We start from the raw sequence: 22,256 nt of genomic DNA, 5'->3' as shown, positions 1-22,256 counted from the left end.
ATGAATGCCATTCCCTAAACATCGGCTCTACCATGACCGACGCTACTGCCCTGCTTGCGCAGGCCGAAAGACAATGCCAGCTTCGTGGGGTTCGCTTCACCCCGATCAGGCGCCGCGTGCTCGAGATGATCGCGGCAACCAGCGGTGGTCTGAAGGCCTATGAGTTACTCGACCGGCTCGCCGTCGAGCATGCCGCTGCCCGCCCGCCGACCGTTTATCGTGCGCTCGATTTTCTGATCGAACAGGGGCTGGTGCACCGCATCGAGTCCCTCAATGCGTATGTGGCCTGCCCCTGCCCCGAGCATGCTCACGGCTTCCAACTGCTGATCTGTCGTCACTGCGGCCGCGTCGAAGAGCTGCATCTGGATGACGTCAATGCGCAGCTGAGCACCCGGGCGCGGGAACTCGGGTTTCGCGTCGAGCGTCAGACCATCGAACTCCTGGGCAGCTGCGACCTTTGCCTTGCCGCGCCGGCAAGAGACGACAAGCCAGCCACTACGGAAACGTCATGAGCGATACCTTCAAACAGCTCGAGCGCGCCGAGCTCGATGCCCGCCTCCCCATCGAGCGCGTATTGGCGGAAGTGCGCTTCAATCAAGACGGTCTGATCCCGGCCATCGCTCAGCAGCACGATAGCGGCGAGGTGCTGATGATGGCATGGATGAACCGTGAGGCTCTCGAAGAGACCCTGGCCAGCGGGCGTGTCTGCTACTGGTCGCGCTCGCGGGGCAAGCTGTGGCGCAAGGGGGAGTCTTCCGGTCAGCAGCAGCATCTGCGTGCGGCCAGCCTCGATTGCGATGGCGACACCCTGCTGCTGCAGGTGGAACAGAGCGGCCCGGCCTGCCATACCGGCCGGCGCAGCTGCTTCTACGTAGCGCTGGAGGGCGGCGAAGCGAGGATCACCAGCGAGCCGCTGATCGATCCAGACACCCTGTACGGCAAGCCGTCGAAGGAAGGCTGAGCGTGGCTCGCCCGGCGGCCTGGCTGCAGCGCCTCGGCGGGTTGATGGCGCGCGCCCTGGGGCTGGCGATGATCGCTCTCGTCAGGCTCTATCAACTGGTTATCAGTCCTCTGCTCGGCCCACGCTGCCGCTACTGGCCCAGCTGCTCCCATTACACCGTCGAGGCCGTTCAGGTGCACGGTCCGTTGCGCGGCGGCTGGCTGGCGGTGAAGCGCATCGTACGCTGTCATCCCGGCAGCGATGGCGGTATCGACCCCGTGCCGGGCGGGCCCAGTGAACGCCTGTGCCGCGAAGATCCGGAGCTCGACGAGCACTATCGCTGCTGCTCGCAGCACGTGACCAAGCATTGAAGATGGCGTAGAGTGCGCCCGACCGCCGCCATCACCTTACCCTGCCCTTGCATCCGTCCTGCATCTTCCTCGCTGTAGTCGTCCCACTGTAGTAGCCCGCTACCACCCTCACCCGGTTCGCCCGTGCCAGACTGCTCAATGGCACACCCAACACAACGATCCGATGAGGAAACACGCCATGTCTGCCAAGCGACTGCTTTTGCTTTGCGGCGATTTCGCCGAAGACTATGAAACCATGGTGCCGTTCCAGGCGCTGCAGGCCGTGGGGCACCGCGTCGATGCCGTCTGCCCGGACAAGCGGGCAGGCGAAAGTATCGCCACCGCCATTCACGACTTCGAGGGCGACCAGACCTACAGCGAGAAACCCGGCCACCGCTTTACCTTGAACGCCGATTTCGCCGCCGTCGACCCTGCCGACTATGACGGCCTGGTGGTCGCCGGCGGACGCGCCCCCGAGTACCTGCGCCTCAACGATCGGGTCATCGAAGTGGTGCGTCACTTCTTCGCCCAGGACAAGCCGGTGGCGGCGATCTGCCATGGCGCTCAGCTGCTGGCGGCGGCACGGGTTCTGGAAGGCCGGACCTGCTCGGCCTATCCCGCCTGTCGGCCCGAGGTGGAGCTGGCCGGTGGCCGTTATGCCGATATCGCCGTGGACGATGCCGTGACCGACGGTAAGCTGGTGACGGCGCCCGCCTGGCCCGCTCACCCCGCCTGGCTGGCCCAGTTCCTCGCCGTACTGGGAACGCGTATCGAACTTTGAACGGTCAGTGCTGGCCACCTTGCCCTGGCTCGCGACCGGCGCCATGCTGAAGGCATCGTCGCGAGCCGGATCAGGGGGAAAGAGTCATGTGCAGGCTTTTCATCGGTGCCGAAGCAGATCTCTGGGAGCCGCAGACGCGCTCCATGCGTATCGATGGCGTTTCCACCAGCGTGCGTCTGGAGCGCTTCTTCTGGGCGGTACTCGAAGAGGTGGGCAGGCGTGACGGACTGTCACTCAGTCAGCTGGTGGCCAGGCTGGCGCGGGAGTGCGCCGAGGCCGGCCACGATCCCGCCAACTTCGCTTCCTTTCTGAGGGTGTGCTGCGGCCGTTATCAGGCGCTGCAGCTGGCGGGTGAGATCCCCGCGCAGCCGGATGTGGCCATCGCCAGCCTTGACGCCGAAGGCATACTGGCCAGGGAGCGGCGACGCCATGCCGCGGGGCGGCGCGCAGCGAGACCTCAGGCGGCCTCGCTCTCGGCGACTTCGTAGATCTTTGCCAGCATGGCGTGCAGACCGTTGCTGCGCGTCGGCGACAGGTGCTTGTCGAGCCCCAGATCCTGCAGGAAGTGAGGGCTGGTGCTGCGGATCTCGGCCGGCGGGCGGTCGTTGAAGATGCGCATCAGCACGGCAATCAGCCCGGAAACGATGGCGGCATCGGATACCGCGTCGAAGTGCAGCGCCTCGCCTTCGCGGCGATGGTGAATCCAGACGTTGGATTGACAGCCCTGGATCTTGCGCTCCGGGGTCTTCCACTCCTCGGGAAACGGCGGCAGCTGTTTGCCCATGTCGATGATGTACTGGTAGCGGTCCATCCAGTTGTCGAACATCTCGAACTCTTCCAGCAGTGCCTGCTGGGCCTGCTCGGCCGTGGCTTCGGTGGTCATGTGGCCTCCCGTGATGACTCGAAGGTCATTATACCGGTTCGGGCGCCCTGCCGGGCAAACCGTGAGCGGCTTGTTGACGATGCCACTCCTCGTCTTCGGTGTGCAGGTATTGCGCCGTGGTGTCGAGCCGCGCGTGGCGTGCGGTGCTGGCCAGGTAGCGCAGCTCGACCCCGGCCTGAGCCTGATGGGTCAGCGAGGTGTGGCGCAGCCAGTGCGGCGTGGCGGCGCGCAGCCGTGCCACCTGAGCGGCAGCCGTCTCGCCGGCATCGGCTTGCAGGGCGTCGGCGGCGGCGTGAAAGGTGCTGCGAATCAGCCGGTAGAGCTGGTTGTCACCCAGGCGGCGCTGGCCGTCCAGCCCGCGCAGCAACGCTCCGGCTTCTCCGAGCTTGGGATGGCGCGAAAGCCCCAGCGTTTCCCGCCACTGCTCCAGCAGCTCCAGCATGTCGGGCGGTACGGGAATGCGTGCCAGCTTGTCGCCCTTCCCCACCACGCGCCACCACCAGCGTCCTTCGCGTAGGAAGAAGTCGCTCATCTCGGCGGCGGCCATCTCGCCGATACGCGGTGCCAGCAGATAGGCAAAGCCGAAGATCAGTCGCCGTCGTTGGTGGAGATAGTGCTCCCTGAGGCTGGCCTCCTGGGTCGGTGGCTCGTTCAGCCACTGCCATAGCCACTCCCACAGCGGCCGCTCCAGGTAGCGCTCGATGCCGGTCTGGCGGTTGTCCAGTCGACGGCGCTTGTCGCGCATCAGGCGAAAGGGGTTGTGTGCCAGCCACCCCGCTTCCACCAGCCAGGCGAACATGCCCTGCAGGATCACCAGGCTCTGCCGCCGACTGCTGGGCGACAGCGGCCCGCGGAACGGGCGCCAGTCGGGAGCATGGCGCGGCCGCGGCGGCCCTACCCAATGCTCGCGCGGTGTGGGGGAGGCCAGAAACGCCTCATAGGCATCCAGGTCGTGACGGCGCAGTTCGGCCAGCCCCCGCCCTTCCCGTTCCAGCCACAGCAGTAGCCGCTCGGCCTCGCGGCGATAGGCGCGCAGCGTTCGCGGACTGTCGCGATATTCGGCAAGCCAGCGCGCTACGGCTTCGGTGTCGCTGTGTGCGGCGATATGGACATGGCCTGCGCGCGGGCGGCCGGGCATCAGTCCGCCAATGGGCGCTATATCGCTCGATTGCGGTTCGGGCTGTGAGCCCGCCTCTGCCCTGCTTGTCTCGCTCGACATCCTCATGGGGCCCCTGTCCCATTCACTGAGCGTTCAGTGTCAGACGTATCGATCAGTTTTTCAAGATAAGACGGGTAATCATGAATTTTGATTAATAGCGTAATGTAAATTACGTAATACATAAAATGTAATTTCCTTCCCCGCAGCCGGGAAAACGGCTATGCTTGAACCACTCAAGCGGGCGCATGGCAGAGCAAGAACAAGCGTCGCCCGCCGCGTGATGCATGGAGCAGCAGCCACACCATCAAGGAGATCGACATGGCACGCAGCGGTGTGCAATACGAGGATGTACTGGGCGCCATCGAATCCCTGCAGGCGCGGGGAGAAGCCCCCAGCGTGCAGAAGATTCGCGAAGTGTTGGGTACCGGTAGCTTCACCACTATCAGCGATCATCTGCGCGAATGGCGCTTGCGGCGGGAAGGCAGCCGCGAGCCGCCTGCGTCGCAAGCCATGCCCGAGCCAGTGCAGCGCTTGGCGGAAACCCTCTGGCACAAGGCCCAGGAGGCAGCCGGCGAGGCGCTGGCGGAGTATCGCGAGCGCGCCGACCGCCGTGTTGCCGAGGCGCAGGAAGCCATGCAGGAGGCGCAGCGGCAGGTCGAGGATGCCGAGCAGCGCGAAGCCGCCCTCTCCGCTCACGTGGCGGGTACCGAGCAGCGGCTGGAGGCGCGTAGCGCCGCCCTGGCGCGGGTCGAGGCCGAGCGCGATCAGTGGCAGGAGCGCGCTCGCCAGTTCGAGGAGCGTCTGAGTCGTGCCCTGCAGCAGCTCGACAAGCTACAGCAGGAAAGCGAGCAGCAGGCTCAGGCGCATCAGCAGGCCCTGGCCGACCGTGATGCGCAGCACTTGGCTCGCCTCAATCAGGAGGAGCAGCGCCATGAGGCCGCCGAGGCGCGCCTGATGACGCTGCTGGATGAGGCGCGCCAGGAGCGAGTGGCGGCCGAAAAGCGCTACGATGCCGCGACCCAGCAGTTGGAGAAGCGTCAGGAGAACCTGCAGCGTCAGCTGCACGAGACCCAGGCTGCGCTGGGCCGCGAGGAGAAGCAGCACCGCGAGACCCAGTGGGCGAGGAGTCGCGCCGAAGAGCGTATCGATACGCTGCGCCACGAACAGTCGCTGCTGCAGGCGCGCATCGAGGACCAGAAGCGCCACATCGAAGAGCAGGCGGCCCGGCTGCGCACCCAGGACGCCGAACTCATGCGGCGCACCTGGCAGCCCGTCGAGGAAGGCGTCGCTCGGCGCGCGGACGAAGGCCGCGTAGGAGAAGGAGGTGAAACGCTGAAAGGCGCCGAGACGGCACCTTCCGAAAGCGTTCGTTGAGCATGAGGCGGCGCGCCTCGAGCGGCGCGTCGCTTGCTATCCGAAGGGTGCTGTTGCGAAGGGTATGGGCGGATGGAGCCCGATTTCAGCGATAGTAGGCGTTGGTGGTGTCGGTGTGATCGGTCACGTCGCGAATGCCGGCCAGTTCCGGGATGCGCTCCATCAGGGTTTTCTCCACCCCTTCCTTGAGCGTCAAGTCGACCGCAGCACAGCCCTGGCAGCCGCCGCCGAAGGCCAGAACCGCGACCTGATCCTCGGTCAGTTCGACCAGCTTGATCTCGCCGCCGTGGGCGGCAAGGCCCGGATTGATCTCGCTGTAGAGGATATAATTGACGCGATCCTCGAGCGGGCTGTCGGCGTTGACCTTGGGCATCTTGGCGTTGGGCGCCTTGATGGTGAGCTGCCCACCCATGCGGTCGGCGTTGAAGTCGACCACCGCTTCTTCGAGGAAAGGGATGCTGTTCTTGTCGAGCAGCACGGCGATCTTGTCGAGCTCCAGACGCTCGTCAGTGGGCTCTTCTTCGCCGGGCCGGCAGTAGGCCAGGCAGGTCTCGGCGTAGGGTGTGCCCGGCTGGGTGATGAAGATGCGCACCGCAATGCCCTCGACGTTCTGCTTTGCCAGCAGCTCGGCAAGGTATTCCTGGGCGCTGTCGGTAATCTGGATGATCTCGCTCATGATGTTCTCGCTGGTCGGACGCGGCAACGGGGCCGGCCATAGGTGACATGCCATCATGGTAAGCAAAAGCAGGCTTCGAGACAATCCCGACTGTTTTGCTCGGTTTTTGAGCAACCCTGCCCTCAAGCCGCTGGTTTTGCTACCATAGCCGGCCGACAAGGCCGCCCCTGCCAAAGAGCACCAGGATCCAAGGGCGGTCACATACCTGGACGTGACTTTGCTGGAGACAGACCCGACCCATGGCCGCCCTTCCCTCTGCACTGACCGCCACTCTCACCGAACGGCTCGGCGAGCGCATCCTCATGCTGGATGGCGGCATGGGTACCATGATACAGAATGCCAAGCTCGAGGAAGCCGACTTCCGCGGTGAGCGATTCGGCGACTGGCCCTCGGAACTCAAGGGCAACAACGACCTGCTGGCACTGACCTGCCCCGATCTCGTCACGCGCCTTCATCGCGCTTATCTCGAGGCCGGCGCCGACATTATCGAGACCAACACCTTCAACAGCACCCGCTTCTCCCAGGCCGATTACGGCATGGAGGCGCTGGTGCCGGAGATCAACCGCGAATCGGCGCGTCTGGCCCGCGAGGCATGCGATGCGGTGGCGGCAGAGACCGGTGTGCCGCGCTACGTGGCCGGGGTGCTGGGGCCGACCTCGCGCACCGCCTCGCTCTCGCCCGACGTCAACGACCCGGCCAAGCGCAACGTCACCTTCGACCAGCTGCGTGACAACTACTACGAGGCGGCCGAAGCGCTGATCGAGGGCGGCGCCGACCTGATCCTGATCGAGACGATCTTCGACACCCTCAACGCCAAGGCGGCCATCTTCGCCCTGGAGGCGCTGTTCGACGACCGTGGCGAGCGGCTGCCGGTGATGATATCCGGCACCATCACCGACGCTTCCGGACGCACCCTCTCCGGTCAGACCACCGAGGCGTTCTGGAACTCGGTGCGCCATGCCCAGCCGCTCTCCATCGGCCTGAACTGTGCGCTGGGCGCCGAGGAGCTGCGCCCCTACCTGGAAGAGCTCTCGACCAAGGCCGACACCTTCGTCTCGGCGCACCCCAACGCCGGGCTGCCCAACGAATTCGGCGAGTACGATCAGACCCCCGAAGAGATGGCGGCCATCGTCGCCGAGTTCGCCTCGAGCGGCCTGGTCAACATCATCGGCGGTTGCTGCGGCTCGACGCCCGAGCACATCGCCGCGATTCATGCCGCCATCCAGGGCATGGCGCCGCGCAAGGTGCCCGAGCGTCCGCGTGCCTGCCGCCTGGCGGGGCTGGAGCCCTTCAACATCGAGAAGGGCTCGCTGTTCGTCAACGTCGGCGAGCGTACCAACGTCACCGGCTCGGCGCGCTTCAAGCGCCTGATCGTCGAAGAGGATTACACCACCGCCCTGGAAGTGGCGCTGGACCAGGTCGAGAACGGCGCCCAGATCATCGACATCAACATGGACGAGGGCATGCTGGAGTCGCAGGAGGCGATGGTGCGCTTCCTCAACCTGATCGCCGGCGAGCCCGACATCGCCCGGGTGCCGATCATGATCGACTCCTCCAAGTGGGAGATCATCGAGGCCGGCCTCAAGTGCGTCCAGGGCAAGGCGGTGGTCAACTCCATCTCGCTCAAGGAGGGCGAGGAAGCCTTCCTGGAGCAGGCCACCCTGTGCCGCCGCTACGGGGCCGCCGTGGTGGTCATGGCCTTCGACGAGACCGGCCAGGCCGATACCTTCGCGCGCAAGACCGAGATCTGTCAGCGCGCCTATGAGCTGCTGGTCGAACGGGTCGGCTTCCCGCCGGAAGACATCATCTTCGACCCCAACATCTTCGCCATCGCCACCGGCATCGAGGAGCACGACAACTACGCCGTCGACTTCATCGAGGCGACCCGCTGGATCCGTGAGCACCTGCCCCATGCCATGGTCTCGGGCGGGGTCTCCAACGTTTCGTTCTCCTTCCGCGGCAACGACCCGGTGCGCGAGGCGATTCACTCGGTGTTCCTCTATCACGCCATCCGTGCCGGTCTGACCATGGGCATCGTCAACGCCGGCCAACTGGCGGTCTACGACGACCTGCCGGCGGAGCTGCGCGAGGCGGTCGAGGACGTGGTGCTCAACCGCCGCAGCGACGGTACCGAACGCCTGGTCGATCTGGCCGAGAAGTACAAGGGCGACGGTAGCGGCGCGGCGAAGAAAGAGGACCTGGAGTGGCGCTCCTGGCCGGTGGAAAAGCGTATCGAGCATGCCCTGGTCAAGGGCATCACCGCTTTCATTGAAGAGGACACCGAACTCGCCCGCCAGCGCGCCACGCGCCCCATCGAGGTGATCGAAGGGCCGCTGATGGACGGCATGAACGTGGTCGGCGACCTGTTCGGTGCCGGCAAGATGTTCCTGCCCCAGGTGGTCAAGTCGGCGCGGGTCATGAAGCAGGCGGTGGCCTATCTCATCCCCTTCATCGAGGCGGAGAAGAGCGAAGGCACTCAGGCCAAGGGCAAGATCGTCATGGCCACGGTGAAGGGCGACGTGCACGACATCGGCAAGAACATCGTCGGCGTGGTCCTGCAGTGCAACAACTACGATGTGGTCGACCTGGGCGTGATGGTGCCGGCGGAAAAGATTCTGCAGACGGCCCGCGAGGTCAATGCCGACATCATCGGCCTCTCGGGGCTGATCACGCCCTCGCTGGACGAGATGGTCCACGTGGCCAAGGAGATGAAGCGCCAGGGCTTCAAGCTGCCGCTGCTGATCGGTGGTGCCACCACTTCCAAGGCCCACACCGCGGTGAAGGTCGAACCGCAGTACGACGAACCGGTCATCTACGTGACCGACGCCTCGCGGGCGGTGGGCGTTGCCGGCAAGCTGCTCTCCCCCACGCTCAAGCCCGCCTATGTGGCCGAGATCAAGGCGGAGTACGAGCAGGTGCGCGAGCGTAACGCCAAGCGCCGCCCCAAGGCGGCGGACCTGAGCTACGCCGAGGCCCGCCAGCGCAAGCTGCCCATCGACTGGGACAGCTACACGCCGCCCCGGCCCGCCATCACCGGGCTCGAGGTATTCGACGGCTACGACATCGAGGAGCTGGTCGAGCGCATCGACTGGACACCCTTCTTCATGAGCTGGGAGCTGGCGGGCAAGTACCCGAAAATTCTCGACGACGTAATGGTCGGCGAAGCCGCCCGCAACCTGTTCGCCGATGCCCAGCAGATGCTGCGCAAGCTGATCGACGGCAAGCACGTCGAGGCGCGCGGGGTGATCGGTCTGTGGCCGGCCAACAGCGTCGACGACGACATCATCGAGGTATATGCGGACGAGTCGCGCAGCGAGGTGATCGCCCGCCTGCACCACATCCGCCAGCAGACCACCAAGAACCGTGACGGCGTCTGCTACAGCCTGGCCGATTTCGTCAGCCCTCGTTACGACGCCGACGGCAACGAGCGCGATCAGCTCGATTGGATCGGCGGCTTTGCCGTGACCACTGGCCACGGCGTGGAAGCGCTGGCCGAACGTTACAAGGCCGCCGGTGACGACTACAGCGCGATCATGGTGCAGGCTCTTACCGATCGTCTGGCCGAGGCCTTTGCCGAGCGCATGCACGAGCGGGTGCGCAAGGAGTTCTGGGGCTACGTGCCCGAGGAGACCCTGGACAACGACGCCCTGATTGCCGAGAAGTACCAGGGCATCCGGCCGGCGCCGGGTTACCCCGCCTGCCCCGACCACACCGAGAAGCGCACCCTGTTCCAGCTGCTCGATGCCACCGAGAACGCTGGCATCGAGTTGACCGAGAACTTCGCCATGTGGCCGGCTGCCGCGGTGTCGGGGTGGTACTTCTCGCATCCCCAGGCCAAGTACTTCTCCACCGGCAAGATCACCCGCGACCAGGTCGAGGCCCTGGCCGAGCGCAAGGGTATGAGCCTGGCGGAGCTGGAGCGCTGGCTCTCGCCGGTACTCTCCTACGATCCGGCCTGAGACGACGACCCCTGATGCCCCGTGCCCCGGCGCGGGGCATTCTCGAACCCAACGATAGAGCATGCTGCCAGATTCGATCCGCCGTCGACGTATCCTGCGCCTAGCCACGCCGATCATCGCCGCGATGCTGACCCAGAGCCTGATCAATCTGATCGATGCGGCGCTGGTCGGCTCGCTCGGCGAGGTACCGCTGGCCGGCGTCGGTATCGGCGGCTATGCCATGTTCCTGGTCACGGCCCTGGTCTTCGGGCTCTCTTCCGGCGTGCAGTCGCAGACGGCCAGGCGCCATGGCGAAGAGGCCTGGCAGCTGCGGGCCAGGCCGCTCAATGCCGGGCTGGCCATCGCCCTGCTCGTCTCGCTGCCGTTGACGCTGCTGTGCCTGTGGCAGGCGCCGCGCCTGATGGCCCTCATCAACCCCGATGCCGCGGTCAATGCCGTCGCGGTCGAGTACTTCCGCTGGCGCGTGCTGTCGCTCGTCGCCGTGGCCATGATCTTCTGCTTCCGAGGCTACTGGAACGGCATCGAGCAGAGCGGCTTCTATCTGCGCATCATGCTGGTGATGCACGCGGTCAACGTGGCGGCCAGCGTGTGCCTGATCTTCGGCTACCTGGGGCTGCCGGCCATGGGCGCCGCCGGCGCCGGTGCGGGCACCACGCTCTCGCTCTACGTCGGCCTCGCGCTCTGGGCGCTGCTGAGCCTGCGCCACGCCGTGCCCAGCGGCTTTCTCGCGGGCGTGCCCCGGCGCCCGGCGCTGCTGACTACCCTGCGCCTGGCAACGCCCCACTCCTTCCAGCAGCTGTGGTTCGCTGCCGGCTATGCGGTGCTGTTCTGGATTCTGGGGCGCATCGACACGGCCAGCGTCGCCGTTGGCCACGTGCTGGTGAACCTCTCGCTGCTGTTGATCCTGCCCGGCGTGGGGCTGGGCATGGCCGCCATGAGCCTGGTCGGCCAGTCGCTCGGTCGTCAGGCTCATGGCGACGCCCATCGCTGGGGCTGGGACGTGGTACGCCTCGCCTGGCTGTGCCTGGCGGCCCTGGCGTTGCCCATGGCGCTGTTTCCGGAACAGATCCTCGGCCTGTTCCTGCGCGACCCCGAGCTCATTGCCCTCGCCCGTCTGCCGCTGCAGCTCACCGCGGTCATGATCGTGCTGGACGGCGCCGCTCTGGTGCTGGCCCAGGCCCTGCTGGGTGCCGGTGCCAGTCGCACCGTGATGACCACCACGCTCTCACTTCAGTGGCTGGTCTTCCTGCCGCTGGCATGGTGGGTCGGTGTGGTCATGGAGCAAGGGCTGCTGGGCATCTGGTGGGTGCAGCTTGGCTATCGCTGTCTCAACTCGCTATGGTTCGTGACGATCTGGCAGCGGCGGCAGTGGCTGCGACTGGAGATCTGACAGAGAGGTGATAGAGAGGTGACTTGACCTTTATATGTCTTTACGTATAAAAAATATGAATATTTATTCTTTCAAAGAATATGCCAGGGGCGTTAAGGTGCCCCCTGACGCTCCGCCATTTCCCCTGCAGCAGGACCGGCTGAATGTATCGCTACGACACCCATGATCAGACTCTGGTCAATGAACGCGTCGCTCAGTTTCGCGACCAGATGAACCGCTATCTGGCCGGACGGATCAGCGACGAAGAATTCTTGCCGCTGCGCGTGCAGAACGGCCTCTATGTTCAGCGCTACGCGCCCATGCTGCGTATCGCCATCCCCTACGGCATGCTGGCCTCCTATCAGCTGCGCAAGCTGGGCGATCTGGCACGTGACTACGATCGCGGCTACGGTCACTTCACTACCCGTACCAATCTGCAGCTGAACTGGCCGAAGCTGGAAACCGTGCCCGACATGCTGGCCGAACTGGCCAGCGTGCAGATGCACGGCATCCAGACCAGCGGCAACGATATTCGCAACACCTCCACCGATCAGTTCGCCGGCATCTCCGAGGACGAGGAAGTCGATCCGCGGCCCTGGTGCGAGCTGATTCGTCAGTGGTCGACGTTTCACCCCGAGTTCACCTACCTGCCGCGCAAGTTCAAGATCGCCGTGACCGGTGCCGCCGAGGATCGCGCCGCCATCCAGGTGCACGACGTCGGCCTGCGCCTGTGGCGCGACGACAAGGGCGAGGTGCGGGTCAAGGTGCTGGCCGGTGGTGGTCTCGGCCGCACGCCGATGATCGGCGAGGTAGTGCGTGACGACCTGCCCTGGCAGCACCTGCTGACCTATCTCGAGGCGCTGGTTCGCGTCTACAACCAGTTCGGCCGCCGTGACAACAAGTTCAAGGCGCGCATCAAGATCCTGGTCAAGGCGCTGGGCGTCGAGGAATTCCGTCGTCGGGTCGACGCCGAGTGGGCGCATCTCAAGGATGGCCCCCAGACGCTGACCCGCGAAGCCGTCGAGGCGATGCAGTCTCACTTCGTCGACCCGGAGCGCCGCGCCATCGGTGAAGAGGCGATTGCCGAGTTCGAGCGCCTGCGCGGCGAGAATCGCGCCTTTGCGCGTTTCGTCACCAACAACGTGCACGGCCACAAGGTGCCGGGCTACAAGGCCGTCACCCTCTCGCTCAAGCGCAAGAACCATTCTCCGGGCGACCTGACCTGGGAGCAGATGCACCAGGTGGCCGATCTGGCCGACGAGTTCAGCTACGGCGAGATCCGTGTCACCCACGAGCAGAACCTGGTGCTGGCCGACGTGGCGGTGGACCGCCTCGAGGAACTCTGGCATCGCCTGGAAGAGCTGGGCCTGGCCAACCCCACCGTGGGCACCCTGGCTGACCTGATCTGCTGCCCCGGCGGCGATTACTGCGCCCTGGCCAATGCCAAGTCGATCCCGGTGGCTCAGGCGATTCAGGAGCGCTTCGAGGACATCGACTACCTCTATGACCTGGGGCCGCTGGATCTCAACATTTCTGGCTGCATGAATGCCTGCGGTCACCACCACGTGGGCCACATCGGCATTCTCGGCGTCGACAAGAAGGGTGAGGAGTGGTACCAGATCTCTCTCGGCGGAGCCCAGGGCAACGACTCCTCGCTGGGCAAGATTCTCGGCCCCTCGTTCGACCGCGAGAGCGTGCCCGACGTCATCGACAAGGTGCTGCAGGTCTACGTCGGCGAGCGTGCCGAAGGCGAGACCTTCATCGAAACGTATCGCCGTATCGGCCTCAAGCCATTCAAGGAGCGGGTCTATGCCTGATCAGAACGCCATCCAGCGCCCTTTCATCCGTGACGGCAAGCCGGCCGACGACCGCTGGGTGCTGATTCGCGACGCCGAAGCGGAGCTTCCGGCTGCCACTCCTGCCATCGTGCCCCTGGCACGCTGGCAGGCGCTGGAAGGCAGCCGTGAGCTGGCGCCGTGGCTTTCCAGCGACACCGAGCTGACGCCGGAGCTGGCCGAACAGCTGGCAGCCGCCCCGCTGATTGCCATCGACTTCCCCAAGTTCACCGATGGCCGCGGCTACAGCCTGGCGCGCCTGCTGCGCGAGCGCTACGGCTTCGATGGCGAGATTCGCGCCATTGGCGACGTGCTGGTCGATCAGGCCTTCTTCCTCACCCGCTGCGGTTTCAACGCGCTGTCGCTGCGTGAAGATCAGTGGCTGGAAGACGCGCTGAACGCGCTGAACACCTTCAGCCGTGCCTATCAGCCGGCCGTCGACGTGAGCGAGCCGCTGTTCCGCCAGCGCATGCGTGAAGTCGCCAAACGGGTGGAGCCGGCGCTGGCCTAGCCCCGCGTACGAGACCCCCTGACGCAAAGCCCTATCGCGCCATCCAGAACGAAAGCCGGCCTCGTGCCGGCTTTCGACCTTGCGATCAGCCGCGGCGCTTCTGCTGACGCTCGCGGTTGTCCGCCCTCGCCCGCTCGCTCTTGCGCAGCATCACCCAGGTCGCTCCCAGGCCGCCGTCGGCCTGCTGGGCGGAAGCGAATGCCTGCACCTCGTCGAACTGCACCAACCACTTGGCCAGGTAGGAACGCAGCACGTTGGCAGGGCTGTCGATCTCCTGCCCACGGCCATGCACGATCAGCAGCGAGCGCAGATCGTGGGCATAGGCTTCACGTATGAAGGGCGGCAGCATCCGGCGGCACTCCGCCAGCGGGCGGCGCAGCAGATGCAGACGCGACTGGGCGGGATAGCCGCCGTGCCGCAGGCGGTCGACCACGCCCTGCTGAATGCCGTCGCGGCGAAATGCCAGGGGATCGAACGGCGGCACCAGCTCGACGAAATCGTCCGACAGGAAATTGTTCTCCCCGAGCTCCGCCTGGGCGCTCTCGCGGCGAGCCAGCTGTGCCTCGCTGGGCCGGCTACGACGCTGGCCCGGATCGGCTCGATTGGCGCTCCTGCGCAGTGGCTTCACATCACCCACCAGTGCCCTGAAGTCCTGATCCTCGTGTGCTGAGTGCGTCATGGGCAACCTCCGCTGTGATCGAGCCTCGACTAGCATCCTAACAGAGCCCACTGGCGGCGGAGAACCGGACAACCGCCCTCTCGGCGTGGCAGGATGTGTTTTCACATGTCATAGGGAGACGACATGCGCCTGCGTCATTACGTTCTCGCCATGCTGTTGGGCCTGCTCGCCCTGGCCGGCTGGCTATGGCTCACCATGCTGAGTCCTTACACCTACGATCGCCCCGCCCATCTGCCTGAGATCGAGGCCGGTGAGCACGCCGTGTTCGTCTACGGTACGCTGCGCTTTGCCCCGCTGCGCTGGGTGGTCATGGGTCGTGCGGGGGAGACCGAGACGGCCGTACTCGAAGGCTTTCGCCGCGAGCGCCTCGATCTGGTCGAAGCGTCCGACGAGCGGGTACTGGGAGAAGTGGTAGTGGTCGATGCCGACGAGCTGGAACGGCTGGACCGCTACGAGCGACTGGGCATTCGCTATCAGCGCGTTCCCATGCGCCTTGCGGATGGCCGCATGGCATGGGTCTATCGTCGCCTCGACGAGGCGTCACGACCCCCTTCACAAGCCCGCGAGTCCAATGCAACCGACTGATCGGCGCGGAGATTCCCGAGCATCACGGTTGTGGACGACACGATGCCCCTTCTACAATACGGGCCAGCTTTCATGGATCGAGGAGTCTCGCATGGCCATTACGCTCTACCACAATCCCCGCTGCTCCAAGTCGCGACAGGCGCTGGCGCTGCTCGAGGAGCGCGGCGCCGAGGTCAGGGTGCGTCGCTACCTCGACGAGCCGCTCAGCGAAGAGGAGCTGCGTGACCTCATGTCGCGCCTGGACGCCGACGGCGAGGCTCTGGTGCGCACCAAGGAAGCGGAGTGGAAGGAAGTCGAAGATACCGACCTGCAGGATCAGGAGCAGGTGATAAGCGCGCTGGTGCGCTTTCCCAGGCTGTTGGAACGGCCGATTGCCGACGACGGCAAGCGTGCCGTCATCGGCCGCCCGCCCGAAGACGTGCTGGCCCTGCTTCACGCCCGCGATTGACCTTTCCTCTGCTTCTGGAGCCACGATGCGCGACTCCCTGCCCTATGTGCTGATTCTCTATTATTCCCGCCACGGCGCCACGCGCAGCATGGCCGAACAGCTGGCCGCCGGCGTGGAGTCCTGCTCCGGCATCGAGGCTCGGCTGCGCACCGTGCCGCCGGTTTCGCCCACCTGTGAGGCAGTCGACCCGGAGATTCCCGCCGAGGGTGCCATTTATGCCGAACTGGACGACCTGCGTCATTGCGCCGGCCTGGCGCTGGGCAGCCCGACCCGCTTCGGCAACATGGCCGCGCCGCTCAAGCATTTCATCGACTCGACCAGTGCGCTGTGGCTCAACGGTGCCCTGGTGGACAAGCCGGCCACTGCCTTCACCTCTACCTCAAGCCTGCACGGCGGCCAGGAAACCACGCTGGTCTCCATGCTGCTGCCCTTGCTGCACCACGGCATGGTCTATGCCGGCCTGCCCTACAGCGAGACCGACCTGATGACCACCACCGCGGGCGGCACACCCTACGGGGCCAGCCATGTGGCCGGGCAGCGCAGCGATCAGCCTCTGACGGATGCCGAGCGCCGGCTGGTGCGCGCTCAGGGCAAGCGGCTGGCTCGTTTGGCGCTGGCGCTCGACAGCCTGAGGGAAGGCTCATGAGGCGCTGGGTCGAGGGGCTCGAGGCGCGTCATGGGCTGGACTTCCTCACCGAGCGCAGCCGTCAGGCGGTGCTCGTCAGCTATGTCGTTCTCCTGGCGCTGCTGGCCTGGAGCGGCCTGGCCATGGAAGCCGGCGCCAACCCGCTGACGCCCATCCTGATCCGCGGCCTACCGCTGATCCTGTTCCTGCCTTCGATCGTCGCCAAGCGCCCCCGTGGGCATGTCTGGCTCGCCTTCGTCAGCCTGCTCTACTTCGTTCAGGGGGTCATGGTGGCCACGCTTCCCGGTCAGGGGCTGCTGGGTATCGCCGAAGCACTCGCGGCGCTGGGGCTGTTCACCGGCTGCATGTTCTACGCCCGCTTTCGCAGCCGACAGATGAAAGCGCAGCGCGGTGAGTGACCTTCGCCTATGCTGCTCCGCTGCAGTGAATGGAATCCGTGACGACGGTCAAAGCGCAGGTGTTGTGCTGCTCTCGCACAGCGGCCACCATTGAGAAAAAGGACGAGGAGTACGCCATGACACGCAACATTGCCGATATCCGGCGCGATTACGAGGGCGGCAGGCTCGAGGAAAGCATGGTGCCCGCCGAGCCCATGGTGCTGTTCGACGAGTGGCTGACGCTGGCGCTCGATAGCGAAGGCGAGGACGGCAACGTGATGACCCTGGCCACCGTGGACAGCCAGGGCCTGCCCCATGCGCGCATCGTGCTGTTGAAGGGCTCCGATGAGCGCGGCCTGGTCTTCTACACCAACTATCACAGCCACAAGGGTAGCGAGCTGGCCAACGTGCCGCATGCCGCACTGGTGTTCTGGTGGCCCTCGCTGGGCCGGCAAATTCGCGTCGAGGGCCGGGTGGAACTGGTAGCCGAGGATGAGTCGGATGCCTACTTCAACAGCAGGCCGCGCGCCAGCCAGTTGGGTGCCTGGGTCGCCACCCAGAGCGTGGTGATCCCCGACCGGCACTGGATCGAAGAGCGTCAGCACCGTTTCGAGCAGGCCTACGAGGGTCAGGACATTCCGCGCCCGGTGCACTGGGGCGGTTACCGCGTGGTGCCGGACATGATTGAATTCTGGCAGGGGCAGCCGAGCCGGCTGCACGACCGCATCCGCTACGAGTACCGCGACGAGAGCTGGCGCTCCTTCCGTCTCGCCCCGTGAGCTGACCGCCAGGAAGCCCTGATTTCATGTCACGAGCGAAGATAGGCTGGCCGCCGCCGGCGGCCAGGATATCAAGCGCAGTAATGAATCGGGGTTTCCGCTAGGAAACTGCTGAACAAATAGGCGAGCGGAGTGAAGCGGCTAGGTTCGTTCCCTACGAACCAACGCACTTCCCACATCCCTGTGGGTCGCAAGGCGCACGGAGCACAGTACCGAGCGAAGCGACAAACAGCCGTAGGCTGGCCCCGAAGGGGCGAGAAGCCGCAGGCTTCGAGTCAACCGGAGCATATGGGGTATATGTGAGGATTCCGACCGGGCTGGCGCACCAGCACCGCGCAACGCAGCGATTTGCCCGCGCAGACATTTGTGCAGCGTTTCCCTAGTCGGGGAGGCTTTCCAGACGCAGCCTCTGCCATTCGCTCTCCGGCTCGTTGAGCCGCAGCACCGCATCCACCACCTGTTCCTCCATGTTGTAACGGCAGCGGAAGCCCAGGTACTTCATCAGGGCTCGCATGGGGTGATTGTCGACCATTATCTTGCCGATCATCTCCAGCGTGCCGACGCTCTTGCAGTAGCCGATCATCTTGCGCATCAGCAGGCTGCCGAGCCCCTGCCCGGCCATGTCGTCGCGCACGATGATCGAGAACTCGGTGCGAATGTTGTCCGGGTCGTTCCACACCCGGACCACCCCCAGCATCTCCTTGCTGCCGTCCTCCTTCTGATGTTCGGCAATGAACGCCATCTGACGGTCGTAGTTGATGTGCGACAGGATCGACAGGTCGCGCTGGCTGAGATCGGACTTGTTGTGAAAGTAGCGAAAGCGAATGCTCTCCTCGGAGAGCTGACTGTGGAAGCTGGTGATCAGGGGTGCATCCTCGGCGCGAATGGGGCGCACCTCGACCCGCATGCCGTTGTTCAGCGTCACCCATTCCCGCAGCTCTTCCGGGTAAGGCATGATCGCGAAGCGTGCCGGTGAGCCGAGATCGAGGGCGAAATCCACCGCCACCACCCCATCGCGGTTGAGCAGCAGCGGGTTGAGCTCGAGCCCACGCAGTTCGAGCAGGTCCGAGGCCATCTGCGATAGCTTGACCAGTAGCTGGCATAGCCGCTGAAGATCGCGTTCGGGTTCGCTGGAGTGCTCGCGGATCAGGCGCGCGGCATGGGTGCGTCCGACCACGTCCGCCGCCAGCGTCATGTTCAGCGGTGGCAGTGCTACCTGCCGGTCGGCCAGGATGTTGACCTTGTAGCCGCCGATGCCGAACACGATGAGCGGACCGAACACCGGGTCGCGGGTGATGCCGGCGCAGATCTGCATCGACTGCTTGCCCCGCTGCATGGACTGCAGGCAGTACTCGCGAATCTTCACCGGGGGGAATTTCTCGTGCACCTTGTGTCCCAGCCGGGTGAGGCCCTCGGCCACCTGCTGCGGGTCGTCGAGATCCTGCAGCAGTCCCGCCGAGATGCGGTGGGGATGCTTGCGATAGCGAAACGGCCGGCAGTTGCCGTCGTGTACTACCTTGAGCGCCCAAGGCCCTTCGAGATCCCGAGCCGCGGCTGCGGCTTCCTCGGGCGTGTGCACGTAGCGGCTCGAGGCCACGGGGATACCGTAGGCCTCCAGTACCTGGGCGGTTTCGGAGTGAGACAGCATCTCGCGCCCCTCTGACCTGGCCTGTTCGATCAGGGTGCGGCAGCGGGCACGAATGTCGGGCGTGGTGCTGAACGGCAGGCTAGGTGGGGTTTCCTGCAGCAGCGCCTGCACACGCTGGTAGTCGACCATGTGCATGAAGGCCTTGACCGCTTTCTCCGGCGAGACGTAGGTCGGTATGCCCGCCAGGCTGCACTCGTGGCGTGCATAGAGGGCGCCTTCGAGTCCCATCCAACTGGTCAGCAGGTTGCGCTTGAAGCGCTTGCGATTGGCGATCAGCGCCTGGGCAGTGACCTTCGACGGCGCCAGGCGCGTGGGGGCATGCACCACCAGCACCGCATCGACCCCTGGGTCGGCGGCGACGATCTCCAGGGCGTCGACGAAACGCTCCGGCGTGGCGTTGCCGCCCAGATCCACTGGATTCTCGCCGGGTTTGCTCATGTCGAAGTCGCCCTTGCGCAGCGCCGTGCGGGTCTCCTGGCTGAAGCTGGCCAGGGTGCCACCGGCGCTGATCAGCTTGTCGATGGCGAGCATGGCGGGCCCCAGGCCGTTGGAGACGATGGCCAGGCGGTCGCCCTTGAGCGGCCGCATCTGCGACAGCGTCATCAGCGCATCGAACAGCTCGTCGGAGTCGTTGACCCGCACCACCCCGGCGCGCGCCAAGGCGGCATCGAATACCACGTCGCGGTTGGCGATGCCCGGCGTGGGCGGCATGCCGGAAAGGTCGGACTGGGGCGTGCGTCCGCTCTTGATCGCCAGCACCAGGCGATTGCGCGAGGCATCGCGCAGGGCGGTCATGAAATGCTGCGAATCCTGGATACGCTCGAGGTGCAGCAGGATGGCCTGGGTCGGGGCGAACTGGTTGATGTAGTCGATCAGGTCGGGAAGCATGACGTCGACGCTGTCGCCTACCGTGATCAGGTGCGAGAAGCCGATGCCACGCCCTGCCGCCCAATCGATCATGGCGTTGCCAAGCATGCCCGACTGCCCGAGATAGGCGACCTTGCCAGCCTTGACCGGCTGACTGGCATAGGAGGCGTTGATACGGCGACCCGGCACGATCAGCCCCATGCACTCAGGGCCGAGCACACGGATACCCGATTCGCGCGCCGCCGTGAGCATGCGCTCGCGAATCGAGCCCTTGTCCCCTTCGGTTTCGTCCAGATGGGCCCCGCCGGACAGCACCAGCGCCGCCTTGACGCCGATTCTGCCCAGCCGCGATATCACCTTGGGCAGGGTGTCGGCCGGGGTACAGACCACCGCCAGATCCGGCGTTTCGGGCAGCTCGGCGATGCGTGAAACGCAGGGCTGGCCGAAGACCGACTCATAGCCCCTGCGGTTGACCGCCCACAGCGTGCCGGGAAAGCCCGCTTCCTGCAGGTTCCGGATCACGATGCCGCCGATCGAATGAGGCTTTTCCGAAGCGCCGATCACCGCAATGGTGCGAGGTTCGAAGAAGTGGCGCAGGAACCGGGTACTCAAGACGTCGCCTCCACCAGAACGGAAAGATGCTTCCCTGTGTACGACTTATTGACACTGTTGTGCAAGGGCTTGGGCGCATTAAGGTGACTTCAGTCACTCTGGAGTTCATATGATCACGTCGTTCATTTCGCATCCCGACTGCGACCTTCACCATATGGGCCCGGAGCACCCCGAAAGCCCCCTGCGTCTCGAGGCCATTCGCGCCCGCCTCGCCCTCAGCGGCCTGTTGCAGCAGACCATGCAGTCGGAAGCGCGCCCGGCCAGCGAAGAGGAGCTGGCCAGGGTCCATCCGCTGCGCCACCTTCGCGCCCTGGACAAGTGCGTTCCCGAAACGGGTATCGTCACGCTGGACAGCGATACTCTGATGAACCCCGACAGCCTGAGCGCCGCCCGGGTGGCCGCTGGCGCGGTGATCCGCGGGGTCGATCAGGTCTATCGCGGCCAGGCCGACAACGTCTTCTGCGCGGTACGCCCGCCCGGCCACCATGCCGAGGCCACCGACGCCATGGGCTTCTGCTTCTACAACAACGTCGCGGTCGGTGCTGCTCATGCCCGCGCGCGCCATGGCGTACGCCGTATCGCGATTCTCGATTTCGACGTGCACCAGTGCAACGGCACCATCGACATCTTCAAGGATGATCCCGACATCCTGATCTGCACCAGTTTCCAGTACCCCTTCTATCCCTGGCGCTACCTGCGCAGCGAGTGGCAGAACGTGGTCAACACCCCCCTCGAGGCCGGTACCGAAAGTGCTGCCTTCCGCAAGGCGATCGAGGACGATTGGCTGCCGGCGCTGCATGCCTTCAAGCCCGAGCTGGTACTCGTCTCGGCCGGCTTCGACGCGCATCGCGAAGACCCCCTGGCTGAGCTCTGCCTGGAAGACGAGGACTACTACTGGATCACCCGGCTGGCGCTGGACATCGCCGCGCTGTACGCCGACAACCGCCTGGTCTCGGTGCTCGAGGGCGGCTACGACCTGGATTCTCTGGGGCGCAGCGTAGAGGCGCACGTCAAGGCGCTGCTGGGGCTTCCCTTCGAGCAGTGAGGCGTCGGCGCCAGGCAAACCAGGGGCGTGTTGGTGCGAGGCACGCCGTCCCTTCTGTGGTACGCTTTGAGAAACTCTGTTTCCAATAGTGAACCGATCCATGCCCGCCAATACCGATCAGCAGGCTGCACTGCGCATCGCCTCGGGACGCAAGCCGTTCGTCGAGCCCCTGCGCCTGGGTGAACGACTCAAGGAAATTCGCCTGTCCAACCAGTGGACGCTGGAGGATGTCAGTCAGCGCACGGGGCTGGCCCGCTCCACCCTTTCCAAGATCGAGAACAACCAGATCTCGCCGACGTTCACCGCGGTACAGAAACTCATCAACGGTCTGGGCATCGATCTTCCCCAGCTGCTTACCCCACCCAAGGTGCAGACACGCACCATGGGACGCCGCGACCTGACCCGTCAGGGCGAAGGCGAGCGCCACCCGACCCCCACCTACGAGCACGAGCTGCTCAGCTGCGAGCTGGCCCAGAAGCGCATGATCCCCTTCAAGACCATCGTGCGGGCACGCAGTTTCGAAGAGTTCAGCGAGTGGGTGCGTCACGACGGGGAGGAGTTCCTGATGGTGCTGGAGGGCGAGATTCTCCTCTATACCGAATTCTACGAGCCGCTGCAGCTCTCCCGCGGCGACAGCATCTATTTCGACAGCGACATGGGCCACGCCCTGGTCTCGGTCAGTGAAGAGGATGCCGTAGTGCTGTCGGTCTGCACCCGCGGTGATGCCGTTTGA

General features: G+C 65.2%; 22 protein-coding genes. 17 read left to right on the top strand and 5 right to left on the bottom strand.

Going from position 1 to position 22,256, the window contains the following annotated elements; translation table 11 throughout:
• The first annotated feature begins 32 nt into the window (after nucleotides 1-32).
• The 5 genes from HOP59_RS11355 to HOP59_RS11335 all read left to right on the top strand — a co-directional run bounded on the left by HOP59_RS11355 (nucleotide 33) and on the right by HOP59_RS11335 (nucleotide 2,559).
• Nucleotides 33-512 (top strand): transcriptional repressor, encoded by a 480-nt coding sequence (locus tag HOP59_RS11355; RefSeq protein ID WP_010628591.1) that lies wholly within the window; start codon nucleotides 33-35, stop codon nucleotides 510-512.
• The gene (gene hisI, locus HOP59_RS11350) at nucleotides 509-961 is read left to right on the top strand and encodes a phosphoribosyl-AMP cyclohydrolase (RefSeq protein ID WP_234254029.1); all 453 of its coding nucleotides are present in this window, start codon (nucleotides 509-511) and stop codon (nucleotides 959-961) included. The genes HOP59_RS11355 and hisI overlap by 4 nt, the downstream gene beginning before the upstream one ends.
• Before the next feature lie 44 nt (nucleotides 962-1,005).
• Entirely contained in the window at nucleotides 1,006-1,311 is a 306-nt protein-coding gene (gene yidD, locus HOP59_RS11345) for a membrane protein insertion efficiency factor YidD (RefSeq protein ID WP_234254112.1), read from the top strand.
• Nucleotides 1,312-1,489: 178 nt separating this feature from the next.
• Nucleotides 1,490-2,071, top strand: a complete 582-nt coding sequence (locus HOP59_RS11340) for a DJ-1/PfpI family protein (RefSeq protein ID WP_234254028.1) — start codon at nucleotides 1,490-1,492, stop codon at nucleotides 2,069-2,071.
• Between the two features lie 86 nt (nucleotides 2,072-2,157).
• The gene (locus HOP59_RS11335) at nucleotides 2,158-2,559 is read left to right on the top strand and encodes a ribbon-helix-helix domain-containing protein (protein ID WP_010628587.1); all 402 of its coding nucleotides are present in this window, start codon (nucleotides 2,158-2,160) and stop codon (nucleotides 2,557-2,559) included.
• On the opposite strand, the gene HOP59_RS11330 is transcribed toward HOP59_RS11335, so the two are convergent.
• Nucleotides 2,529-2,954 (bottom strand): SufE family protein, encoded by a 426-nt coding sequence (locus HOP59_RS11330; RefSeq protein WP_010628586.1) that lies wholly within the window; start codon nucleotides 2,952-2,954, stop codon nucleotides 2,529-2,531. The two genes, HOP59_RS11335 and HOP59_RS11330, sit on opposite strands and share 31 nt — an antisense overlap.
• Before the next feature lie 28 nt (nucleotides 2,955-2,982).
• Nucleotides 2,983-4,092, bottom strand: coding sequence for a tyrosine-type recombinase/integrase (locus tag HOP59_RS11325; protein ID WP_010628585.1), 1,110 nt, complete (start codon nucleotides 4,090-4,092; stop codon nucleotides 2,983-2,985).
• 339 nt (nucleotides 4,093-4,431) lie between these two features.
• On the opposite strand from HOP59_RS11325, the gene HOP59_RS11320 reads away from it, so the two are divergent.
• Nucleotides 4,432-5,487, top strand: a complete 1,056-nt coding sequence (locus HOP59_RS11320; RefSeq protein ID WP_010628584.1) for a DNA-binding protein — start codon at nucleotides 4,432-4,434, stop codon at nucleotides 5,485-5,487.
• Nucleotides 5,488-5,572: 85 nt separating this feature from the next.
• Here the strand turns inward: HOP59_RS11320 and nfuA are convergent, their stop codons facing one another.
• Nucleotides 5,573-6,163 carry a Fe-S biogenesis protein NfuA gene (gene nfuA / locus HOP59_RS11315; protein WP_010628583.1) on the bottom strand — a complete coding sequence of 197 codons (591 nt, stop codon included), beginning with the start codon at nucleotides 6,161-6,163 and terminating at the stop codon, nucleotides 5,573-5,575.
• A 239-nt stretch (nucleotides 6,164-6,402) separates the two neighbouring features.
• Here nfuA and metH point away from each other — a divergent pair, with 239 nt between their 5' ends.
• From metH to HOP59_RS11295, 4 genes are all read left to right on the top strand, one after another.
• Complete coding sequence (gene metH, locus HOP59_RS11310; RefSeq protein ID WP_234254027.1) at nucleotides 6,403-10,122, top strand: methionine synthase; 3,720 nt, start codon at nucleotides 6,403-6,405, stop codon at nucleotides 10,120-10,122.
• Nucleotides 10,123-10,183: 61 nt separating this feature from the next.
• A complete protein-coding gene (locus tag HOP59_RS11305; RefSeq protein ID WP_234254026.1) occupies nucleotides 10,184-11,512 on the top strand; it encodes an MATE family efflux transporter in 1,329 nt (442 codons plus the stop codon).
• A 143-nt stretch (nucleotides 11,513-11,655) separates the two neighbouring features.
• Entirely contained in the window at nucleotides 11,656-13,308 is a 1,653-nt protein-coding gene (locus tag HOP59_RS11300; protein WP_010628580.1) for a nitrite/sulfite reductase, read from the top strand.
• Nucleotides 13,301-13,837, top strand: a complete 537-nt coding sequence (locus HOP59_RS11295) for a DUF934 domain-containing protein (protein WP_234254025.1) — start codon at nucleotides 13,301-13,303, stop codon at nucleotides 13,835-13,837. The genes HOP59_RS11300 and HOP59_RS11295 overlap by 8 nt, the downstream gene beginning before the upstream one ends.
• A gap of 85 nt (nucleotides 13,838-13,922) precedes the next feature.
• Here the strand turns inward: HOP59_RS11295 and smrA are convergent, their stop codons facing one another.
• Nucleotides 13,923-14,516 (bottom strand): DNA endonuclease SmrA, encoded by a 594-nt coding sequence (gene smrA, locus HOP59_RS11290; RefSeq protein WP_234254024.1) that lies wholly within the window; start codon nucleotides 14,514-14,516, stop codon nucleotides 13,923-13,925.
• A 123-nt stretch (nucleotides 14,517-14,639) separates the two neighbouring features.
• Between smrA and HOP59_RS11285 the strand changes: the two genes are divergently transcribed.
• The 5 genes from HOP59_RS11285 (at nucleotide 14,640) to pdxH (ending at nucleotide 17,351) form a co-directional block, all read left to right on the top strand.
• On the top strand, nucleotides 14,640-15,101 hold the full coding sequence (locus tag HOP59_RS11285) for a gamma-glutamylcyclotransferase family protein (RefSeq protein ID WP_234254023.1): 462 nt from the start codon (nucleotides 14,640-14,642) through the stop codon (nucleotides 15,099-15,101).
• Nucleotides 15,102-15,192: 91 nt separating this feature from the next.
• The gene (arsC, locus tag HOP59_RS11280) at nucleotides 15,193-15,549 is read left to right on the top strand and encodes an arsenate reductase (glutaredoxin) (protein ID WP_010628576.1); all 357 of its coding nucleotides are present in this window, start codon (nucleotides 15,193-15,195) and stop codon (nucleotides 15,547-15,549) included.
• A 25-nt stretch (nucleotides 15,550-15,574) separates the two neighbouring features.
• On the top strand, nucleotides 15,575-16,195 hold the full coding sequence (gene wrbA, locus HOP59_RS11275; protein WP_234254022.1) for an NAD(P)H:quinone oxidoreductase: 621 nt from the start codon (nucleotides 15,575-15,577) through the stop codon (nucleotides 16,193-16,195).
• The gene (locus HOP59_RS11270; protein WP_010628574.1) at nucleotides 16,192-16,593 is read left to right on the top strand and encodes a DUF2069 domain-containing protein; all 402 of its coding nucleotides are present in this window, start codon (nucleotides 16,192-16,194) and stop codon (nucleotides 16,591-16,593) included. The genes wrbA and HOP59_RS11270 overlap by 4 nt, the downstream gene beginning before the upstream one ends.
• 116 nt (nucleotides 16,594-16,709) lie before the next feature.
• On the top strand, nucleotides 16,710-17,351 hold the full coding sequence (pdxH, locus tag HOP59_RS11265) for a pyridoxamine 5'-phosphate oxidase (RefSeq protein WP_234254021.1): 642 nt from the start codon (nucleotides 16,710-16,712) through the stop codon (nucleotides 17,349-17,351).
• 379 nt (nucleotides 17,352-17,730) lie between these two features.
• Here the strand turns inward: pdxH and HOP59_RS11260 are convergent, their stop codons facing one another.
• Nucleotides 17,731-20,478 (bottom strand): bifunctional acetate--CoA ligase family protein/GNAT family N-acetyltransferase, encoded by a 2,748-nt coding sequence (locus HOP59_RS11260; RefSeq protein ID WP_010628572.1) that lies wholly within the window; start codon nucleotides 20,476-20,478, stop codon nucleotides 17,731-17,733.
• Nucleotides 20,479-20,587: 109 nt separating this feature from the next.
• On the opposite strand from HOP59_RS11260, the gene HOP59_RS11255 reads away from it, so the two are divergent.
• Both HOP59_RS11255 and HOP59_RS11250 read left to right on the top strand, forming a co-directional pair.
• Complete coding sequence (locus HOP59_RS11255) at nucleotides 20,588-21,523, top strand: histone deacetylase family protein (RefSeq protein ID WP_010628571.1); 936 nt, start codon at nucleotides 20,588-20,590, stop codon at nucleotides 21,521-21,523.
• 100 nt (nucleotides 21,524-21,623) lie between these two features.
• Nucleotides 21,624-22,256: a helix-turn-helix domain-containing protein gene (locus tag HOP59_RS11250; RefSeq protein WP_010628570.1), complete on the top strand. Its 633-nt coding sequence runs from the start codon at nucleotides 21,624-21,626 to the stop codon at nucleotides 22,254-22,256.

The organism is Billgrantia aerodenitrificans (assembly GCF_021404405.1).
In the GTDB taxonomy this organism is placed as follows: domain Bacteria; phylum Pseudomonadota; class Gammaproteobacteria; order Pseudomonadales; family Halomonadaceae; genus Halomonas; species Halomonas aerodenitrificans.
Note: the sequence above shows the minus strand (reverse complement) of the source record. Positions and strands in the feature narration are given on the sequence as shown.